Below are 19,133 nucleotides of genomic sequence, written 5' to 3' on the forward strand. Positions count from 1 at the left end.
GGTCGTCATCCTTTCGGTGCCTTGCGGGTGCGGCTCCTGCAAGTGGCATCGGGTGACGCCTGGACGGACCCGGCGTGGGGCGCCGGCTGGGGCGTTCTCGTCAGGCCGCCCTGCCTGGTGATCGGTTCGTTTACCACGGCACGGTCTGACCCGAGCGGTCCAGATACGCCAGCCCGGGGGTGCCCAGCTTGGACAGCAGGACGTCCACCAGCAGCGGGACGCTTCCCTCGACGCTGAACGGTGCGTCCGGCCCGCCCAGGGCGGTGCGAATCCAGCCTGGTGCCAGGAGGGCGAAGGCGCGCTGCGTCTCGGCCTGCCGGGTTGCGAAGCTGCGCATGAACATGTTCAGGGCCGCTTTGCTTCCGCGGTAGACCTCGCGGCCGGCGGTCGTGTTGTTCGTGATGCTGCCTTGCCCGGACGACATCGCGCCGATCAGTCCGGTGGGGGATACGAGGTCTTCGAGTGCTTCGATGACGCGCATGGGGCTGAGCGCGTTGGTGACCATCACCTGGACGAAGTCCGCTGTCGGAACCGCCCCGATCGGGGTCTGCTCATTGTTTGTGGTGCCGGCGTTGACGAAGAGCAGGTCGAGCCGGCGGTGGGCGAGGCGTTCGTGCAGGGGCGCCAGGTGGTCGGGCTCGTTGACGTCGAGGTGCTCGACGCTCACGCGCCCGTCAGATCGGTCCGCGAGATCATGCAGGGCAGTTCGGGAAGCGGTGTCGCGGACTGTACCGATGACGCTCCATCCCCTGTCGAGGAATTCGGTCGCCATCGCGTGGCCGAGGCCACGCGAGGCCCCGATGATGAGTGCGGTCGGCGTGTGCTGATCTGTGCCGGTCGATGGCATACGGCGTCATCTCCGTTCTTTCGCGGCGAACTCACTTCGTGCACCGGGATGCCGTGGTCAGCGTGCTGCTGTGGCTCTTCAGCAGTGCCTTGCAAGTCTGTTCGCCGCGCTGTTTCCGGAGCGAGTCGAAGAGCCCCCTTTGTAGGATTCCCCTCATGAGAGGCATATCAGTGGGTGAATCCGGCGTTGTGCAACCCGATGATGTGCGAATCATTCGCGCTCTGCAGATCGCTCCGCGGGCTTCATTTGCCTCGATAGCGAACGTGCTCGGCCTCACGGAAGGCTCCGTCAACCGCCGCTACCGGCGCCTGCGCGCCGACGGCGTCGTCCGCGTCGCGGGCATCGTGAATCCAGGCGCGCTGGGCCAGAGCAGGTGGCTGGTACGACTGCGCTGCCGCCCCGGCAGCGTCTCAGCAATCGCCGACGCACTCGCCAAGCGCGATGACGTCAACTGGGTCGCCTTGAGCGCAGCTGGCTGCGAAATTACCTGCGCGACTCAGTCACGGACGCGTGAGCAGCGCGAAGACCTGCTCGGTCAACGGCTGCCGCGCACCGCGGCGGTACTCGACATCAATGCCTTCGCCATGCTCCGTCAGTTCATGGGAGGCCGCGGCCACTACTGGGCCGCTCTGCAAGGCACCCTGTCTCCGGAGCAGGAGGCCATGCTGGGCAGTGAAGGTTCGCCTTTCACTGAAGCCCCAGTGGTCACCCGCGATCCTGTGCGCCTCACCGCAGAGGACGAGAAGATCCTCGGCTCTCTCGCTGCAGACGGTCGCGCCAGTCTCGTCGACCTCGCTGCAGCGGCGGACTCCACTCCAGGGCGGGTATCACGCCGCCTTCACGCTTTGCTCGAGCGTCGCGTCGTCCACATCGACGTCGAGATCGCGGCAGCCGCTCTGGGCTATCACGCTCGGGCGAACCTGTGGCTGCGAGTGCATCCGTCGGCAGTGAAGAGTGTCGGACGCACGCTTGCGCAGGAACCCGAGATCGCCTTTGCTGCGGCCGTGTCCGGGCCCTACAACATCCATGCCGTCGCGCACTGCCGCGACCTCGACGAACTGTTCGAGTTCACGACGGGCCGCATCGGGTCCCTGGCCGACCTGCAGAGCATGGAAGTCTCACCTGTGCTGCAGCACGTCAAGCAGGCTGGCACGCTGCTGTCTGGCGATCGCCTCGTCGACACACGACGTACTCGAGCGTGAACACCTCGGCACACCCGGCCTGAACCGAACATGGCGGCGGCCGCGTGCCCTGCGGGACGTCGGCCTACGTTGCTGACGCCACCATGGTTCACGGTTCGTATCGGCTCCACCCCAGCTGAAGCGGATGTGGGAGAAGGGGGTCGCCATCAAGACCTGAGGCACCATCACACCGGCAGCCAGGAACGGTCACGCCAGCGGGGTGAGCGCGGCGGCCGCATCGCACTCCGTGCCGGCCGAGGCCCCGGGACGGCGCAGCTCGGTCAGCGCCTCGTCCAGGTCCAGTGGGGTGTGGACCGGTACCAACGACACAGCCCCTGTGTGTGTTCGCCGGCCTCGTGAGGCAGGCCACCGGCCCGGCAGCCGACAGCACGGACCGACTCCACTTCCTGGCGGGCACACCGGCACGCTGCAGGGGCGAGTCCACCTGCTGCCCGACGCCCGGGCCCGCCCCTGGCCGTGGCCCGGGCCCTGCGGACCACACCAGGCTGACGGGGCGACAGGGCGACAGGGCGACAGGGCGACAGCCCCATGGTCATCCCCAGGGCGGCAGCGGCAGGCGATGCCGCCGGCTCTCGGTCGGCATGGGCATCGTGACGGCTGCGACAGGTCCCGAGGAGTTCAGCAACGAGGCCGCGGCATTCGGTTCAGCTCGGCAGGGCCGCCTCGAGCTGCGTCAGTTCCGCCGTGCTCAGTTTGAGCTGCACCGCCTGGGCCGAGTCCCGGACGGAGGCCGGGCGGCTGGCTCCGGGTACCGGGATCACCACCGGGGAGCGGGCCAGCAGCCAGGCCAGGGCGATCTGTTGCGGGCTGACGCCCCGTTCGGCGGCGATGCGGTGGAAGGCGGTGCCTGCCGAAGCCGCGCCGGAGGGGCCGTCGAGGGAGCTGCGGGAGATGCCGCCGAGCGGGCTCCAGGGCAGGAAGGCCAGGCCCAGTTCGGTGCTCAGCTGCAGCTCGGGCTCACTGTCGCGGACCGCCGGCGAGTACTGGTTCTGCACGGAGACGAACCCGTCCCCCAGGATCGCGTGCGCCTCGCGGATCTGGGCACAGGTGACGTTGGAGATCCCGGCGGCGCGGATCGTGCCGGCGTCGAGCAGGTCGCGCAGGGCGCCGACGGACTCCGCCCAGGGCACGGCCGGGTCCGGCTTGTGCAGCTGGTACAGGCCGATGGCCTCGACGCCCAGGCGGTTCGCGGAGGCCTCGGCGGCGCGCTTGAGGTGCTCGGGGCTGCCGGTGACGGTCCAGCTGCCGTCGCCGGGGCGGCCGCGGCCGCCTTTGGTGGCGACCAGGACGCCGGAGGTGTCGCCGCCGTAGCGGGCCAGGGCGCGGGCGATCAGGAGCTCGTTGTGGCCTGCCTCGTCGGCGTGCCAGTGGTAGCTGTCGGCGGTGTCGATGAGCGTGACGCCGGCGTCGAGGGCGGCGTGGACGGTGGCGATGGCTTGCTGTTCGTCCGGGCGGTGCTCGATGGACAGTGGCATGGCGCCCAGGCCGATGGCGCTGACGGTGGTGTCGGCGATGGTGCGGTACTGCATGGCGGTTCGTGCTCCTCAGGCGGCGGGGGCGGCGGATGCGGTGAGGGCTTCGGCGACGGCGCCGGGCAGCCAGTCGGCAGTACGGGAGAAGGTGAAACCCAGTTGTTTCGCACGGGTGTTGCTCATGGCGTAGTGGCGGTCGAAGGAGAATGGCGAGGCGGTCCCGCCCTCGGCGACGGTCTGGTAGGCGGGCTCGCGGCCGGTCCCCGCGGCGACGATCGCGGCCAGGTCGCGCACGTCGAGCAGGCCGTCGGAGCAGGCGTTGACCGGACCGGTGAAGTCGGTGGCGGTGGCTGCCCACAGCAGCAGGTCCGCCAGCTCCTCGTGGTGGATGAACACCGTCGGCAGCGCCTCGGCGTGCACGGCGATGTCGTCGCCCTGGGTGATGCGCTCGGTGTAGTGCGCGAGCCGGCCGGTGAACTCCTGCGCGCCGCCGCCCAGCACGTGGGCGCTGCGCACGGAGGCGAACTCGAAGCCGTCAGCCCGGGTGAAGAGGGCCTCCGCCTGGCGCTTGCCTTCGGCGTAGTGCGCCTTGAGGTACGCCTCGTCGTGCCAGGGCAGATCCGTCGACACCAGCCAGGTGGCCGGGTCCACGGTCTCCTCCGGCACCGGGGTGCCCGCCGGCACGGTCGCGAGCGCGGCGGTCGCCGGGTCGTAGACCTCGATCGTGGAGGTCATGACGTAGCGCCGGGTGCGGCCGGCGAAGGCGCGGGCGGCGATCGCGGCCTGCACCGGGGTGTAGCAGACCTGATCGACGACCGCGTCGAAGGTGCGCGAGCCGAGCGCGGCGACGAGAGCGGCCTCGTCGTTGCGATCGACAACGAGGTGCTCGACACCGGTGGGCGGCCGGGCGGAGCCGCGGTTGAGGACAGTTACCTGATGGCCGACCGCCTGCAGGCGCTCGACCAGGAGCTTTCCAAAGTAACGGCTTCCGCCGATGACGCAGATTCTTTGCATGCCCCCAGCCTGGACGCCTACTGTCACCAGCAGAAGTGGCGGCTTACTGGAAGCGTATGAAGGAATACTGTTGATCGACGTGCAACGGCTCCGCGTCCTGCGGGCGGTGGCGGACCACGGCAGCTTCAGCAAGGCGGCCGCGGCTCTCCACCTCACCCCCTCCGCCGTCTCCCAGCACGTAGCGGTGCTCGAACGCAGCCTCGGTGCCCAGGTCGTGGCACGCAGCACGCGCGGGGTCACCCTCACTCAGGCCGGCCGGATCATGGTCGGAGCCGCCGAGTCCGTGGCAGCCGAGCTCGAACGGGCGAAGCAGCAGGTCGAGCGGCTCAGCACGGGGCGCGTACAGCTCACCGTCGCCACCTTCACCAGCGGCGGCAGGCACCTGCTGCCCGGCGCTCTTTCCCGGCTCATGGCAACCCATCCCAGCACCCTGATCCACGTCAGGGAGGGCGAGCCCGAGGACACCTTGCCCCTTGTCCGCCAAGGCGCCGTCGACCTCGCACTCGCCTACCACTTCGATGGCCCGCTGCCTGTCGGGCCGGGCTCGAACTCCGGCCTGCAGTGGACCGCACTCCTGGAAGATCCCCTGCACGTCGTCCTGCCCAAGAAGCATCGACTCGCCGACCGCGAGTCACTCGACATCACCGAACTGGCAGCCGAGCCCTGGGTGCTCGGCTGCCTCAAAACCGAGGCATACCTGCGCCGCTACGCCGAGCGCGCAGGCTTCGAACCGGAAGTGCGCGGTAGCACCACCGACTACTTCTTCGCCCGCTCGCTTGTCGCCGCGGGAATGGGAATCTCCCTGATCCCTTCCATCGCGCTCGTCCCGACTGTGCCGGGTCTGCACGCCGTCCCGATCGAGCCGCCGACTCCGACCCGGCACATCGGCGTTGCCACGATCGGCCGCCGACGCGACCCCTCCCACGTCACGACGTTCATCGAGGCCCTCCGCGAGCAGGCGCTGTATCCATCGGAGATCCCCGAACAACAACTGCCAGCGGCAGCGCAGCCACTGGCAGCCCAGCCACTGGCAGTCCCGCGTGACCAACCGCGCATCCAACTCTGACCGGCCCAGCGACATTCTCGGCTCTCCGGAGGCCCTGGATGGTCGCGAAGATGGAGTCCTGGTTCTCCCGCAGGCGCAGTAGCCGGTGGCGCCCGTCGCGCCCAGGACGCTGATACGGAAGGTGAGACGCTGCCACCCGGCCCGGGATGAGTAGCGGGAGACCCGGCCTTCGCGCTTGGGCAGGATGCGAGTGCCCGAACCCCAGAACGTGGCGTCGGTCTTCCCCTCCCCCACAGGGCGCGGCCGGCCAGAAACGGGCCGATGCCGAACGCGAGGGATTCGGCGGTCTCTTCCACCTGCTTACCGAACTTTGTCTGTGCTGTTGGCCGGGCCCGTTCAGTGTGCGTCCTGACGCCTCTCCCCGGCAGCAGACACCCACCGCAAGAGCTCTGGCCTGCGGCTAGTTTCGAACGAGCGCGCAGGTCAGGGTGTACTTGCCGGAGTGGCAGAAGCGGCACGCGACGCCCGGGCCGGGGTGTGCGGGGTTCGTTGATCTCCAAGAACAGCGTTTGGCGACCGGCTCCGGAGGCAGTTGGTGATCACCTGGCTCACGGATCTCGATGAGAAACGGTTCTGGATCAATTTCTGTGGAGCGCACACTCTGGGTGACTGTTGCTCTTGGTGTCAGCTCTGCGGAGGTCGCCCGAAAACAGCCGTCTACGACCACGACTTGGCTGACAGTGCTGGGCTGTGGACGAGGTCATGCTCCGTCTGGAGGAGTTGCTGTTCCTGTCGGCTCCGGAGGTTGCGGTGGTGTCGGCGTGTGGAGCCTGGTCGAACCGAGTGCACGGCTCCTACCTGCGGTTCCCTGCCGATCTACCCAGCGCGGGACGGTGCGTGGTGCTGGCTCTGCAAGTCCGACGGTTCGCCTGCACGGCTACTTCGTGCAAACGGCGGACGTTCGCCGAACAGATCCCGGGGCTGACCCGCCGATACAGCCGGCGGACCGAACGGCTGCGGTCGGCACTGGCCGAGGTCGGCCTCGCGCTCGCTGGCCGAGCCGGGGCCCGCATCGCAGATGTCTTCGGGATCTCGGTCAGCCGCGGCACTGTGTTGCGGCTGGTCGACGGCCTTCCAGAGCCACAGTCACGGACTCCGCGGGTAGTTGGTGTCGACGAATACGCGATGCGCAAGGGCCGGGTCTACGGGACTGTGCTGGTCGACGTGGAGACCGGCCGGCCAGTGGACCTGCTGCCTGATCGTGAAGCGGCAACGCTCGCAGCCTGGCTCAGCGAACGCCCAGGGATCGAGGTGATCTGCCGCGTCAGGAGCCCGCCAAGGCTGCTCAGGCGGCCGATGGATCGACCACAACACCGTGGCCGACAGGGCACCGGTTCGCCGACCGCACCCGCGAGAAACACGCAATCGTCCACGCACTGCTGGCCAAGGGCCACAGCAGACGAGCCATCGGCCGCCAGCTCCACATGACCCACCGGACGGTCAAACGCCTCGCCGACGCCGCAGCCCCGGAAGACCTCTTTCACGGGCAATGGCAAAACCGACCCACGAAGCTCGACGACTTCAAGCCCTACCTGCACGAACGATGGGCCGAGGGCTGCACGAACGCGTGGACCCTCTGGGAGGAGCTCAAGGCCCACGGATACGCCGGCGGATACGGAACCGTGCGCGCTTATGTCCGCCCCTTCCGCGGGTCTGCACCGACGGACGCTCGCCCACCAACTCCTCGGACGGTCACCAAGTGGATCCTGACCCGCCCCGAGGCTCTCCAGGAGAGTGACCGCCTCAAACTCAAGTCCGTCCTGGTGCACTGTCCTGAACTGGAGGCTCTGACCAGGCATTTCCGTGGCTTCGCGCAGATTCTCACCCAGCTCCAGGGCAATCGGCTCCTCGAATGGATCACGGCGGTCCGCGCCGACGACTTGCCCAGCATGCGCACCTTCGTCAACGGCCTTGAACGTGATCTCGACGCTGTCATCGCGGGTCTCACCCTGCCCTGGAACTCGGGAATCGTCGAAGGCCATGTCAACCGGATCAAAATGATCAAGCGTCAAATGTACGGACGTGCAGGCTTTAACCTCCTGCGTAAACGGGTGCTACTCGCTGGCTGAGCCTCCATCGCCGTTCGCTCGGAGATCGCGAATTTTGAACGTTGCGGGTGAAGGGTGCTGATCGCATCCTTCTCCATGCAATTCATTCGGGAGCAGAGCCCATGCGATGGCCTCTCCTGGAGCGCAGTAAGTGGGATCCAGTTCGAAGGTAGCCAGGGTTCCGTTCGCTACCGGCGCCGTGAACTCTCCCCAGGGCCTGGTAGGCGTCGAACCGGACAGCTCCTGGCGATAGCCACGGCCGTCCAGCCAGACCTCGATGATGGTCCGGACGCTGAGTGCCGCGGCCGCGGCGGGGGCCCACCGCTCCTTGTCGAGCAGGGAATTGAAGAAGCCCGGGAGGGGATTGCCCAGCTCGTCGGCGGTATGACGTCGATTGTCCTCCACCGTGAAGCTGAGGTCAGAGCTGATCTCGACACTGATCCGGCCATGTGTGCCGTCAGCGTGGTGCAGCGCGTCCCACACCACCGTTTGCAGCACCTCAGTGGGGAGCTCAGGACTGTCTCGGCCGACCCGGAAGTACATCGCCGGACGGGCCCGCACGCTCTCTTCGAACGTGACCACCTGGATCTGATCAGCGGTGTAGTGCTCCACTCACCCTCCCCGTCTGCTTTCGTCAGCCAGGCCCGATCATGGCACCCACCACCGTCAAGCAGCACGGTGTCTACCCGACCGGTGGCGTCACTGGCTGTCATCAGTCACAGAAATTGATCCAGAACCGAAACTTCCAGAACCCGGCGCAACCTGCGGAACGTGCCGCCACGCTCAGTGGGGACGCGTCCGCCAGGCCCGGGCGAAGAGTTCGGGAAGGGGCCCGGCGACGGGCCGGGAGTAGACCTTGCGCCCGATGACCCGGACCCCGAGCAGCCCGGCCTTCCAGGTCTCCATCGGAGGGTAGAACTTGTCCCCGCCCGCCCAGTCGCCGGGCAGGAACACCCCCCGCCCGGCCCGGGCCCTGCGGTCGGCGACCACCAGACCGGCCTCGACGAGTCCGGCCGCAACGGCCTTGTGGTGCCCGGGAGTCCACTGGTTGAAGCGGCGGATACGGCGGTCGGTGGGCACGGGCAGGGCCAGCAGCTGCAGATACAACGTGGCGGCGTCCGTATCCAGACCGGTGGCGGCGACCGCCTCCTCGAGCACCTTTGGTGCGGACAGCCGCGGGTCGGTCTCGTAGCCGCCCGGTGGCAGCGACCCCTCGGTGATGCGCTGCACGATCCGCTCGAACTCGGGACCGCGCAGTCGGCGGACCAGCGCCAGATGCGAGTCCTCCGCGTCGACCACGGCCTCCAAGCGCCGCGAGCGCTCGTCGTCCCCATAGCGGCCGGGCCGGAAGTACACGCCGGGCGCCGCGCGCTCACCACGCCGGTCGAACCCTGCCTCGGACACGACGACCAGGCCGTCGTCGAGCGTGGGATGGGCAAGCGGCTCTGCGGCGTCCAAGTAGGGCAGGGCGCCGGGGAAGCCCGGCAGCAGTTCCGCCACGGTGCGGCCGCGCAGGCTGCGGCCGCGGGCGGAGAGCAGCAGCTCCGGGTGGGCCAGGCGTTCCCGCAGCAGCCGTACGGTCTCGGGGACACCCCGGCGTACGGGATCTCCTTCGGGAAGCTCTGCGTACACCCAGTCGACGGCGTCGCAGGCCACGGCGAGCAGCTCCCTGAAGCGGAAACCCTCGTCGCCCTCCCAGCCGCCGCCGCTGATGCTGTTCACCCGCAGCCGGGTGTCCGGGTCGCGGGTCAGCCGCGGCTCGCGCGCGGGATCGGCGAACACAGCGCACACGGCCGCCGGGGCCATCCGCACATCGCTGTGCTCGGCGGCGACGGCGAGCGTCGACTCCGGCACGGCGGGGCGTACGCCCTGTTGCCTGCGCCAGGCTTCGGCGACCCGCTCGGCGAGCGCCAGCTGCCCGCCCTCCTGCCACAGCTGCCCGGGGTCCGCGGGCAGCACGTCGGCCAGCAGATCGAGGCGCTCGGCCACCCGCATGCTCCCCAACTCCCGCTCACCGGCCTCGGCTTCGGACTGCTTGAGCCCCATCACCTTGCGCGCCTCGGCATTGAGGCCCCGGTACCCGTACTTCACATCGGGCATTCCGGCGAGCAGCAGCGCGGCACCGGCCCGGCTCAGCCCGGTCCGCTCGGCGAGCACCGCGGCCGCCGCGCGGTCCCAGGGCGCGGGCCCCTTCTCTCGTACGAGGTGCACGAGGCGCCGCAGCCGGTCAGGTGTGTCCCAACCGGCTGCAGGCACCGGCTCAGTGGCCGTGATCCGACCGGGTGCTGGCGGCTGCGCGGAGCCGGTGCGCAACTCGACGAAACGCTGCCCGTCCCGGCCGGCGCCGATCCCGTGCAGAGCGACCACCGCACCGTCGTGGGTCCGAGCGGCATGCGTGTCCTTGTCGGCGAGTTCGAGGACGCCCGTACGCATCCGGGCGCGAACCTCCGGGTCGGCAAAGGGAGTTTCTGCCCATACGTCCAGCATCGCCAGCTGGACCGCGCGCAGATGGTCCTGCACGTGGAAGGAGCTCGCCCGCAGGGCCACGGCGCCGCACCGGCCGATGAACCGGTACCAGTTCCAACCCCGGTACCGCGCGGGCGCCTCCTCGCCGCTCCCAGTCAAGTAGCCGCCGACCTCGGTGAACGCGGCGAGCGTGCCGGGCATCCAGTGTCCGGCACCTTCGATGAAACCGCTGAGGGCCTGGGTGATCCACTTCTCGTCGAAGGGCTGTGCGGGGCGTATCGGGGTGTGGGGCATGCGGCCATCCTGCCGGATCACGTGCCCGCCTTTCGCCGGTACCCGACGACCGTGTGGCCCGCGAACTGCGCGCGGGTTGGACCGCCAATGAGCAAGGTGCGGAAGGAAAGGAGCTGGGTGCGGCTCTTCTGGAGTGACGAGCCGAACAGTCAAACGCTACACGGACGCCGCCAAGCCGGAAGACCTCTTCACCGGTCAGCGCCAGGCCCGAGCCTCGGTCCTCGACGAGTACAAGACCTCCCTCGATGACCGCTGGAATGAGGGTGGCACGAATGCCTGGAAACTGTGGGAAGAGATCGTCCCGCTCGGCTATCAGGGCAGCTACCAGCGCGTTCGCGCCTACCTCCGCCAGAAGAGCACCTCGCCGCGGCCCGTGATGGCGCGGCCGCCCTCGCCCCGGGTCGTCGCCAGATGGATCCTTCGCCGCCCGGAAACCCTCACCGAAACCGAACACCTCCACCTGAAGAACGTCCGGGCCAACTACCCCGAGATCGCTGCACTCGCCAAGCACATCCAGACCTTCGCGACCATGCTCACCGAGCGCCAAGGCGAGCGGTTCGTTCTCGCCACCGGGATTGGTCACTCCCGAGCCGACCCGGTCACTCAGCGGGGCTGCATCACAGAAGCTGAGCCAGAACCTGAGAAACGACGGCACTGTTGCGTCCACGAACTTCGGACAGCCAGCCTCTCGTCAGAGTGGCTGGCCGTCGAAGGGGTCGCCGGATCCGGGCTTGAACATCGTGCCGAGGTCGTACTGCGCGATCCCGAAAGGTGGAAAATCGGCATCGGCAAGGACGCGGTAGAGGAACTCGGAGGTGGACATGTCGTACCGGTGCCATGCGCCGACGTCATTGGACCGCGCGAGGACGGGGTACTCGCCCGGCCGCTCGGCATCGATCAGCCAGAAGTACTCGTCGGCCCATTCGGTGGAGCCCCACTCAACCAGCCCCTTGCCGCCCGGCGCATAGGTCGCATAGTTCGCATAGGGCTCGACGGCGGAGACGTTTCCGAGGTTGCTGTCCTGGTCGACCGACAGGGAGACCCGCCACTGTGTCAGGAAGTCGAACGCGCGGCCTTCGTCACGCCCCAGAAAGTAGAGGGAATCACTGAAGACGCCGCCGCCGAACACCTCGTAGAGCTCCTTGTAGTCCGCCGGCAGCGGGACCCCCAGCTCTCCCTCGATCGCCGCCCAGTCGACGGAGATCCCGAGCGGCTCCCACCCGGTCAGTTCGATCACTCGCTGAACCCACATACAACAACCTTTTAGCACCGACTTCCGTCCCGATGGCCCTCACCCCCCTCGTCGCTCTGGTCAAGATCGGCAGCTATCGCACTCAGCCGACCTTGGCGGGTTCCTCAGCCCGGGCTCGTGTGCCGGCGAGGCGATAGGAGTCAGTGCCGGTCTCCATGATGGTGCGGTTGAAGGCGAGGCGGTCGACGACGGCCGCGCAGAGCCGGGGGTCGGTGAAGGAAGGCCTTGGTGGACGTCTCGGGTGAGGGCGTCCAGCTCGGGGCAGCCGGCGAGGACGGCCTTGAGCTTCAGGCGCTCGCTCTCCGGCAGGGCGTCGGGGTGCGTCAGGATCCAGCGGTTGCTCGCCGTCGCAGTATTGCCTCGGACCGGCGCTCAGTCGGTGAGATCACCGGTTTCGGACGGTCCACCTGGTGTGCCGCGGTCGACGGGGGCGCAGGAGCTTTGGGCTGGCATGTCGGATGCGGCCAGTAGCCTCAGACACCATGGGCATTCAAATCGATGTCGTGGTGGATTACCCGATCAACGATGAAGTGGAGAGGGTGCTCGGGCTGGCCGAGGCGGTCGGCGAGCCCGTCACTGTCACGTTCATGTGGGAGGGGCGTCAAGAGGCGGAACGCGCGGTGCTGGTGCCTGCGGCCACGCTGGCGCTCTGGGAGCACTGGGCCCCCACCGCCTACCCGATGAGTGGCGCTGGGGACGAGGACCGGGCTGTGGCGGAAGAGCAGGAACTGGCCCACCCAGCGGAATTCGGCGCGTTCACGCTCTTTCGTCGTCGCGTAGGAGGGCGCACGGCGGTTGCCCGCGAAGGCGTGGTGGTCGCCGAGCTCTTGCACCCCGACGAGGCGCACTGGCTCCAGGAGAAGGCCCGCAATGTCCGCCAAGGATTCATGGATCCGAAGCAGAAGGCGGCATTCGAGGAGTTCCTTGCCCGGCAGGCATCCCTCGGTGATCAGTGACGCGCCGACTCATGCGCCGTGGCTTTGTCATTGATCACCGGCTCTGGTCCGGATCGGGCAGCGACACGGTCAGCCACAGCAGAGTGTTCGGGCTGACCGGAGCCCCGAAGACGTCCGTCATCCGGGAGCCGGCCCGGCCTGCAAGGGATAAGACCGACCGGGAGCAGCGTCGATCGCAGCCGTTCGGTCCGCCGACCGAACCGACGCGTGAAGCCCGGCACCTGCTCGGCACCTGTCTTGTGCGGGCAGGACTTCTCCGCGCAGACGAATCGGCGCACCCGTAACGACACCACGACGAAGTTGCCGAACCTCCTCCACACCACCGCCCCGGGCGGCAGGCTGGTCTTCCACGTCTTCGCCGCCCTGGCGGAATTCATCCGGGAGCTGATCGTGGCGGGCACGAACGAGGGCCTGGCCACCGCACGGAACCCTCGGCCGGATCGGTGGCCGACCCACCGTCGTCAACGCCGACAGTCTGCGCGCTGCCCGCGACCTGCCGCCCAACCCCGAGAACGGCATCGAGACGATCGCGGCCCTCCTCGGCGTCAGCCGGGGCGCTCTGTCACCACGCGTCCGACCGCTGGTCTCTCCCATACCTAGACAGTCCGGAAAAGCACAGGTCACACGGGGTGAAGCCCAGGAAGATCTGCCTCCCGGCACGCGAGCGGGCCCCGATCGTGATCGGGGGCCCGCGTGGTCTCTACCTCTGCCTGCTGTTCACGCCCGACGCAGTACGGAGCGGCCCGCGAAGCGCGCAGACTCGCCCAACTCCTCTTCGATGCGGATCAGTTGGTTGTACTTCGCCGTGCGGTCGGAGCGGGAGAGCGAGCCGGTCTTGATCTGACCGCAGCCGGTCGCCACCGCCAGATCCGCGATGGTGGTGTCCTCCGTCTCGCCCGAGCGGTGCGACATGACAGCCGTCCAGCCCGCCTGGTGGGCCGTGGCCACCGCGGCCAGCGCCTCGGTCAGGGTCCCGATCTGATTGACCTTGACCAGGACCGAGTTGCCGACGCCGGTGCGGATGCCCTCGCGCAGCAGCGTCTCGTTGGTGCAGAACACGTCGTCGCCGGTGAGCTGACAGCGGTCGCCGACGCGGGCGGTCAGCTCGCGCCAGCCGTCCAGGTCGTTCTCCGCCATCGGGTCCTCGATGGAGACAACCGGGTAGGCGTCGATGAGCTTGACCAGGTGGTCGGCGTGCTCGGAGGGGGCGCGGCGCACCCCCTCGCCCGCGTAGTCGTACACCCCGTCGCGGAAGAACTCCGACGACGCCGGGTCCATGACCAGGCCGATGTCCGTGCCGGGGCGGTAGCCGGTGCGCTCGATGGCGGTCATCACGAAGTCGAGCGCCTCCTCAGCGGTACGCAGCGCGGGCGCGAAGCCACCCTCGTCGCCGACCCCCGTGGAGTGCCCGGCGGCCAGCAGATCGCGGCGCAGGGTGTGGAAGACCTCGCTGCCCATACGGACGGCTTCGGCGAAGGTGTCCGCGCCCACGGGCGCAATCATGAACTCCTGGAAATCCAGCGGATTGTCGGCGTGGGCACCGCCGTTGACGATGTTCATCATCGGCAGCGGCAGGAGGCGGGCGTCGGCGCCGCCGAGGTAGCGGTAGAGGGGCTGACGGTGAGCCGCCGCGGCGGCCTTGGCGGCGGCGAGGGAGACGCCGAGGATCGCGTTGGCGCCGAGCCGGGACTTCGTGGCGGTGCCGTCGAGGGCGACCAGCGCCGCGTCGAGACCCGTCTGGTCCGCCCCGTCCCGGCCGCGCACGGACGCCGCGATCTCCCCGTTGACGTGGGCCACCGCACGGTCGACACCCTTGCCGTGCCAGCGCGCGGAGTCTCCGTCGCGCAGCTCCACGGCCTCCCGGGCGCCAGTGGAGGCGCCGGAGGGGACAGCCGCACGCCCCAGGGACCCGTCCGCCAGGACGACGTCGACCTCGACGGTGGGGTTGCCCCGGCTGTCGATGATCCGGCGGGCGGTGACGGTCTCGATGGTGGCGTTGACGGTTCCGACTGCCTTTGCGGACATGGGAGTTCCTTCCCGTTGTCGTATGCCGTGGCCCGGCTGCGACAACGCTGGCGCTGAGCCCGACGACACGAAACTCTACAGCAATGCTGCTCAGTTTTGCTGTACAGCATTGCTGCGCAGGTCAGGTTGCACAGCTTTGCTGGCCAACGGGGTAAAGTGCCCTATGCCCACCTCGGAAGCCGCCGCCATCGCCGCCGAACTGCGCACCGCGATGGGCAAGCTCACCCGACGCGTCAAACACGAGGACCGCATCCCGCTGGGCCAGGTCGCCGTGCTCGGCGCACTCGACCGCGACGGCGCCATGACCACCAGCGACCTCGCCGCCGATCAGCGCGTTCGCCCTCAGTCGATGGCCCGGGCGGTGGGGCTGCTCATGGAACAGAACCTGATCACGCGCCGGGCGCACCCCACGGACGGCCGCAAGTCACTGGTCGAGCTGTCGGACGCGGGCCGGGCCGCGCTCGAAGCGGAGCGCGGCCGCAGGGTCGGTTGGCTCGCGCAGGCCATCGAGGCCGAACTCACGGATGAGGAGCGGGCGTTGCTGGCAAGGAGCGCTGCCCTGCTGGAGCGGCTCGCCACACGCTAGACGAGTCATTCCGATGTGATCAGTGGTCGCAGGCCTGGCAATGCCAGAGAGTCTCGCGGTGGGTGCCCTTGCCCGCACGTCCGCTGACCGCCAAGCACCCGAACCGTCGGCCGTGAGGTCAACCCGTTCCGCCATCGCACCCTCGCTCCTATGCGATCCGTGTTGCCGAAGGGTGGATGTGCACCTTCCGATACCGGAAACGGAAGAGCGGCCACTGACACTTCACCTGACACTTCACCTGGCAGGACCACTGACCTTGTCGTGGCAGACGAAGATGCCCTCCGAGGCACGGCACGGCACGGCACGGGCAACTATCTGGCCGTGCTCGATCGCCGTTGGAGCATGACGCACCCAAGCCCCGCACCGCCCCTGGCTCCTCCTGACCGGCCGCACTGCAGCCACGGCAGTACCCCAGAGGATCCGGTCGGTTGCCGCAGCATCCACGTCCCCGGCCACACCACATGCCTCGCCCACCTGATAGACGCCGACCGCGAGGCCTACTTGGCCGGCCTGGCCCCGGCGCCGACATCGACCACCGCGGCACCCCTTTTACCCAACGCCTTCTCCGCGCCCTCTTCGCCGCGCTCCGCGACCCTCACCACCACAAACCCCCGCTTCGGCGACGCCCGTTTCAGCTCGGCGACCTCCCAGGACGCGGGCAGCCAGCCTGGGACCATTGGTGTGCGCCGGGCGGATGGTACTGACCGGGGCGGTGTTCGACGGCCCGATGACCCTCTGGTTCGCCGGGCGCCGCCTGGAATGCTGGCGTGCCCGCTGGTCGTCAACGGCCCAGTTGCGTCTGCGCTACGCCACGGTGGACTTCGCTCACGCGGTCTTCGAACACCCCCTCACGATCGCCGCGGAGGCAGACCCTCTCGTGCTTCCCGAGCCCTGGGCTGGCTCGCTGCCGCCAGGCTCGTCACCATCCTGCTGCTCATAGGCTTCGGACTGCCCCAGGGCTCCCCGGCGCAGCAAGCGACCGGCATCGTACCGCCCCCCGGAGGCGGCACGGTGACCTTCCACATACAAAAGGACGACCCTCGCCTCAAGCACCACCGCGCGGTCGCCACCAGATACGACAGGCTTGCCGGCCGCTGCCAAGCCGCCGTGCGGGTCGCCACCCTCAACGTATGGCTGTGACCAGCACTTTCAAAACACACTCCGGGTCCGTCCGAGGCCCGGGCCGATTGGGGGACCATCAGGAACAAGCCGAGCAGGACGCGGGCGACGAGGACGACAGCCGGGTCAAGTGACTGAGGGCACGGACGGCGCGTCCGTCAGGCTCAGCAGGAGCATGGCGTCGTGGTCCGGGGTGCCGGGCTCGGCCTGGTAGACGATCAGGCGGTGACCCTGGCTGCGGGCCACCGTGTAGGCCTCGTAGCTCAGGTCCATGCGCCCCACCGCCGAGTCCGCGAAGCACTTGCGGCCGTTGGTGCGTGCGCGCACGTCGTAGCGCTGCCAGAGCGTCGCGAAATCCTCGCTCTTGACGGTGAGCTCGCCGATCAGGGCGGTGAGCTCGGGCGCGTCGGGGTGAGCGCCGGCGACGGCCCGCAGATGGGCAACCGTCGCTGCGGCGACCTCTGCCCAGTTGCCGTAGAGGCGACGGGCCCGCGGGTGGAGGAAGGTGTAGCGAGCGGTGTTGCGCTGCCGGGGCGGCCACTCTTCGATGCCGGGCAGCAGCCTCATGCCGGGGGTATTGGCGGCCAGCAGGTCGTTCGACCGGCTGAGGAGGTACGCCGGGCAGGGCGCGACGATGTCCAGCATGCGCAGGACGCCACGGCGCGGCGTGCGGCCCGGAGGCGCGGTATCCGGCGGGGTGCCGGGGCCGGTGGTCGGGGACGCCGCGCGGGCGAGGGCGAACAGGTGCTGTCGCTCATCGTCGTCGAGACGGAGGACACCGGCGATGGCCTCCAGAACCGCGGGGCTCGGCCGGTTCTGCTTGCCCTGCTCCAGGCGCCGGTAGTACTCGATGCTCACCCCGGCCAGGAGCGCCACCTCCTCCCGGCGCAGACCCGCCGTGCGGCGCCGCCCCGTGGTCCTCGGCAGCCCCGCCTCCTGCGGGGACACACGAGCGCGGCGCGCGCGCAGGAACTCTCCCAACCCCGTGATGCTGTTCATGCCTTGAGTATGGCCTCCGGGGCCGTGGTGGTGCGGGCCCCTGCCAGGGCCCCCCTTCGGCGGGTCTGTCTCCCCCGGGGGCGCGCGCCGCAGACTTCTGCCGTACCGAGCAAGCGCCGTACGGCGTCTGCGGAAGAACGAGCGGTAGAACGAATGGACGGGAGAGCCGGAAATGGCGAGCGTTGCAGTGGTGGGCCTGGGCATCATGGGCCGTGGCATGGCCGAGAACCTGCTGCGGGACGGGCACGACGTCGTGGTGTGGAACCGCAGCCCGGAAGCATCCCGCGCCCTGGCGGAAGCAGGGGCCACGGTGGCGGAGAGCCCCGCGGCAGCGGCCGCCCGCGCAGAGGTGGTCTTCGAGGTGACGGCGGACGATGCATCGTCGCGCGAGGTGTGGCTGGGCTCTGACGGCATTGCGGCCGGGGCCGGGGCCACGGCGGTGCTGATCGCCTCGGCGACCCTGTCCGTGGGGTGGGTGGAAGAGCTCGCCCTGGCGTGCGCCGAGCGCGGGTCCGTCTTCTTCGACATGCCGCTCACCGGGGGTGCGGCCGGCGCCAGGACGGGCAACCTGGTGCTGCTCGCCGGCGGCGACCGGGAGAAGCTGCAGGCGCTCGCGCCGGTGCTCGGCTCGATCTCCAAAGAGGTCAAGCACTTCGGGCCCGCCGGGGCAGGCACCCGCTTCAAGCTCGTGCTCAACGCCCTCCAGGCGATTCACCTGGCCGGCTTCGGCGAGGCCCTGCAGCTCGCGGAGGCCGCCGGACTCGACACCGCCCAGGTCGGCGCCGCCCTGCTGGACCGCCCCGGCGGCGTCGTCACCGAGCTGGCCTGGAGCAGCTATCTCACCCCGCCCGAGCCGATCAACTTCTCGGCCGAGTGGGCCCACAAGGACCTGACGTACGCAGCCCACATGGCCGGCCGGCTTCCGCACCCGATGCTCGACGGCGTCCTGTCCCTGTTCTCCGCGGCGCTCGCCGAAGGCTGCGGCAAGGAGGACTGGAGCACGGTCAACCCGACGGCACCGCGCGGTGAGAGAGTGTTCCCCCGGTCGGATCAAGGTGCGGGGGGTGCGGTTTCCGGATCGCCGATTTGAGCCGGCAGGACTCCGGCGTGGCGTGTGCGGGAACTCACCAATGACGAAGGGGAGTTGAGCGAACCGTTCCTGGCGATAGGCAGGTTCGGCCACTGGTTCGCGGTGGAGCCTTCTGCCCTCCGGACACCCTCTTGTTCGGGGGAAGTGGAGTACGTAGCGGCTCTTGGTCCGGGGAAGCCGCCGCACTTCGTCACCCTCCATGTGCGCATCATGCGGGCGATCACGCGGTGCGTCGTGCCCGCGGTGCGTCGTGCCCGCGGTGCGTCGTGCCCGCGGTGCGTCGTGCCCGCGGTGCGTCGTGCCCGCGGTGACGTCATTGCTTGGCGTGTGACCGCGTGAGTCTGGTTCCGACCCTGGTCAGCATCTGGCCGAGGAGGTGGATGGCCAGCGCCCCTGTCGGCACCCTGCGGGTTACACCCGTCCAGTAGGCACGGTGAAGTTCTGAGAGTTGAGAGAGGCTGCAGGAAGGGTGAGTGGGGGGTGGAGAGGGAGGAGAGTGTGGAATTGTGAAGGATGTTGGTTATAGATGGTTTGTGAGGTGGTGTTGGGTGATAGGAGCGTCACCCGGCCAACGTCTTTGTGTCGTTTGCCAGTACGGCGGCCAGACAGGACGGAGGGAGACTTTCTGCCACGACCGCGGCCCGGCGAGCTTCTGAATCCGGAGTGCCGCAGGGCCCTGGCCACGGACGAGATCACA

General features: G+C 69.0%; 16 protein-coding genes and 2 pseudogenes. 8 read left to right on the forward strand and 10 right to left on the reverse strand.

Annotation, left to right across the window (positions count from 1 at the left end; all coding sequences use genetic code 11):
• Nucleotides 1-130 precede the first annotated feature (130 nt).
• Complete coding sequence (locus tag ADL29_RS03560; RefSeq protein ID WP_053922300.1) at nt 131-847, reverse strand: SDR family oxidoreductase; 717 nt, start codon at nt 845-847, stop codon at nt 131-133.
• 155 nt (nt 848-1,002) lie between these two features.
• On the opposite strand from ADL29_RS03560, the gene ADL29_RS03565 reads away from it, so the two are divergent.
• Nucleotides 1,003-2,049 (forward strand): Lrp/AsnC family transcriptional regulator, encoded by a 1,047-nt coding sequence (locus tag ADL29_RS03565; protein ID WP_053922301.1) that lies wholly within the window; start codon nt 1,003-1,005, stop codon nt 2,047-2,049.
• 186 nt (nt 2,050-2,235) lie between these two features.
• Here the strand turns inward: ADL29_RS03565 and ADL29_RS45915 are convergent, their stop codons facing one another.
• The 3 genes from ADL29_RS45915 to ADL29_RS03575 form a co-directional block, all read right to left on the reverse strand.
• Complete coding sequence (locus ADL29_RS45915; protein WP_281181746.1) at nt 2,236-2,358, reverse strand: hypothetical protein; 123 nt, start codon at nt 2,356-2,358, stop codon at nt 2,236-2,238.
• 335 nt (nt 2,359-2,693) lie between these two features.
• On the reverse strand, nt 2,694-3,578 hold the full coding sequence (locus ADL29_RS03570; protein ID WP_053922302.1) for an aldo/keto reductase: 885 nt from the start codon (nt 3,576-3,578) through the stop codon (nt 2,694-2,696).
• A gap of 15 nt (nt 3,579-3,593) precedes the next feature.
• Nucleotides 3,594-4,535 carry an NAD-dependent epimerase/dehydratase family protein gene (locus ADL29_RS03575; protein WP_053922303.1) on the reverse strand — a complete coding sequence of 314 codons (942 nt, stop codon included), beginning with the start codon at nt 4,533-4,535 and terminating at the stop codon, nt 3,594-3,596.
• 70 nt (nt 4,536-4,605) lie between these two features.
• On the opposite strand from ADL29_RS03575, the gene ADL29_RS03580 reads away from it, so the two are divergent.
• The 3 genes and pseudogenes from ADL29_RS03580 to ADL29_RS44850 all read left to right on the forward strand — a co-directional run.
• The gene (locus ADL29_RS03580; RefSeq protein WP_078970708.1) at nt 4,606-5,601 is read left to right on the forward strand and encodes a LysR family transcriptional regulator; all 996 of its coding nucleotides are present in this window, start codon (nt 4,606-4,608) and stop codon (nt 5,599-5,601) included.
• Nucleotides 5,602-6,303: 702 nt separating this feature from the next.
• Nucleotides 6,304-7,029 carry a transposase gene (locus tag ADL29_RS44845; protein ID WP_425424194.1) on the forward strand — a complete coding sequence of 242 codons (726 nt, stop codon included), beginning with the start codon at nt 6,304-6,306 and terminating at the stop codon, nt 7,027-7,029.
• A pseudogene (locus ADL29_RS44850) lies at nt 6,912-7,670 on the forward strand (ISL3 family transposase); the annotation flags it as partial. The gene ADL29_RS44845 and the pseudogene ADL29_RS44850, both read left to right, overlap by 118 nt.
• Here the strand turns inward: ADL29_RS44850 and ADL29_RS03590 are convergent.
• The 4 genes and pseudogenes from ADL29_RS03590 to ADL29_RS40430 form a co-directional block, all read right to left on the reverse strand.
• Nucleotides 7,656-8,261 (reverse strand): hypothetical protein, encoded by a 606-nt coding sequence (locus ADL29_RS03590; RefSeq protein ID WP_053922305.1) that lies wholly within the window; start codon nt 8,259-8,261, stop codon nt 7,656-7,658. The pseudogene ADL29_RS44850 and the gene ADL29_RS03590 overlap by 15 nt on opposite strands.
• Before the next feature lie 171 nt (nt 8,262-8,432).
• Nucleotides 8,433-10,409, reverse strand: coding sequence for a hypothetical protein (locus ADL29_RS03595; RefSeq protein ID WP_053922306.1), 1,977 nt, complete (start codon nt 10,407-10,409; stop codon nt 8,433-8,435).
• A gap of 691 nt (nt 10,410-11,100) precedes the next feature.
• Nucleotides 11,101-11,661, reverse strand: a complete 561-nt coding sequence (locus ADL29_RS03600; protein ID WP_078970709.1) for an SMI1/KNR4 family protein — start codon at nt 11,659-11,661, stop codon at nt 11,101-11,103.
• Between the two features lie 82 nt (nt 11,662-11,743).
• A pseudogene (locus tag ADL29_RS40430) lies at nt 11,744-11,881 on the reverse strand (IS21-like element helper ATPase IstB); the annotation flags it as partial.
• Between the two features lie 262 nt (nt 11,882-12,143).
• On the opposite strand from ADL29_RS40430, the gene ADL29_RS03605 reads away from it, so the two are divergent.
• A complete protein-coding gene (locus ADL29_RS03605; RefSeq protein ID WP_053922391.1) occupies nt 12,144-12,617 on the forward strand; it encodes a hypothetical protein in 474 nt (157 codons plus the stop codon).
• A 717-nt stretch (nt 12,618-13,334) separates the two neighbouring features.
• Here ADL29_RS03605 and eno read toward each other — a convergent pair.
• Complete coding sequence (eno, locus tag ADL29_RS03610) at nt 13,335-14,642, reverse strand: phosphopyruvate hydratase (RefSeq protein WP_053922308.1); 1,308 nt, start codon at nt 14,640-14,642, stop codon at nt 13,335-13,337.
• 163 nt (nt 14,643-14,805) lie between these two features.
• Between eno and ADL29_RS03615 the strand changes: the two genes are divergently transcribed.
• Both ADL29_RS03615 and ADL29_RS45925 read left to right on the forward strand, forming a co-directional pair.
• Nucleotides 14,806-15,228 carry a MarR family winged helix-turn-helix transcriptional regulator gene (locus ADL29_RS03615; RefSeq protein ID WP_046930253.1) on the forward strand — a complete coding sequence of 141 codons (423 nt, stop codon included), beginning with the start codon at nt 14,806-14,808 and terminating at the stop codon, nt 15,226-15,228.
• A 1,011-nt stretch (nt 15,229-16,239) separates the two neighbouring features.
• Nucleotides 16,240-16,368, forward strand: a complete 129-nt coding sequence (locus ADL29_RS45925) for a hypothetical protein (protein WP_281181747.1) — start codon at nt 16,240-16,242, stop codon at nt 16,366-16,368.
• Nucleotides 16,369-16,473: 105 nt separating this feature from the next.
• On the opposite strand, the gene ADL29_RS03630 is transcribed toward ADL29_RS45925, so the two are convergent.
• The gene (locus tag ADL29_RS03630) at nt 16,474-17,346 is read right to left on the reverse strand and encodes a helix-turn-helix transcriptional regulator (protein WP_053922311.1); all 873 of its coding nucleotides are present in this window, start codon (nt 17,344-17,346) and stop codon (nt 16,474-16,476) included.
• A 172-nt stretch (nt 17,347-17,518) separates the two neighbouring features.
• Between ADL29_RS03630 and ADL29_RS03635 the strand changes: the two genes are divergently transcribed.
• Entirely contained in the window at nt 17,519-18,436 is a 918-nt protein-coding gene (locus ADL29_RS03635; protein ID WP_078970710.1) for an NAD(P)-dependent oxidoreductase, read from the forward strand.
• Nucleotides 18,437-19,133: the final 697 nt, after the last annotated feature.

The sequence above is a fragment of the Streptomyces chattanoogensis genome (genome assembly GCF_001294335.1).
GTDB lineage: Bacteria > Actinomycetota > Actinomycetes > Streptomycetales > Streptomycetaceae > Streptomyces > Streptomyces chattanoogensis.

Bases quoted from the DNA above. Each gene is read 5' to 3' on its own strand.
- ADL29_RS03560 (WP_053922300.1), bottom strand. From the start codon at position 847: ATGCCATCGACCGGCACAGATCAGCACACGCCGACCGCACTCATCATC.
- ADL29_RS03565 (WP_053922301.1), top strand. From the start codon at position 1,003: ATGAGAGGCATATCAGTGGGTGAATCCGGCGTTGTGCAACCCGATGAT.
- ADL29_RS03570 (WP_053922302.1), bottom strand. From the start codon at position 3,578: ATGCAGTACCGCACCATCGCCGACACCACCGTCAGCGCCATCGGCCTG.
- ADL29_RS03575 (WP_053922303.1), bottom strand. From the start codon at position 4,535: ATGCAAAGAATCTGCGTCATCGGCGGAAGCCGTTACTTTGGAAAGCTC.
- ADL29_RS44845 (WP_425424194.1), top strand. From the start codon at position 6,304: ATGCTCCGTCTGGAGGAGTTGCTGTTCCTGTCGGCTCCGGAGGTTGCG.
- ADL29_RS03595 (WP_053922306.1), bottom strand. From the start codon at position 10,409: ATGCCCCACACCCCGATACGCCCCGCACAGCCCTTCGACGAGAAGTGG.
- ADL29_RS03600 (WP_078970709.1), bottom strand. From the start codon at position 11,661: ATGTGGGTTCAGCGAGTGATCGAACTGACCGGGTGGGAGCCGCTCGGG.
- ADL29_RS03605 (WP_053922391.1), top strand. From the start codon at position 12,144: ATGGGCATTCAAATCGATGTCGTGGTGGATTACCCGATCAACGATGAA.
- eno (WP_053922308.1), bottom strand. From the start codon at position 14,642: ATGTCCGCAAAGGCAGTCGGAACCGTCAACGCCACCATCGAGACCGTC.
- ADL29_RS03615 (WP_046930253.1), top strand. From the start codon at position 14,806: ATGCCCACCTCGGAAGCCGCCGCCATCGCCGCCGAACTGCGCACCGCG.
- ADL29_RS03630 (WP_053922311.1), bottom strand. From the start codon at position 17,346: ATGAACAGCATCACGGGGTTGGGAGAGTTCCTGCGCGCGCGCCGCGCT.
- ADL29_RS03635 (WP_078970710.1), top strand. From the start codon at position 17,519: ATGGCGAGCGTTGCAGTGGTGGGCCTGGGCATCATGGGCCGTGGCATG.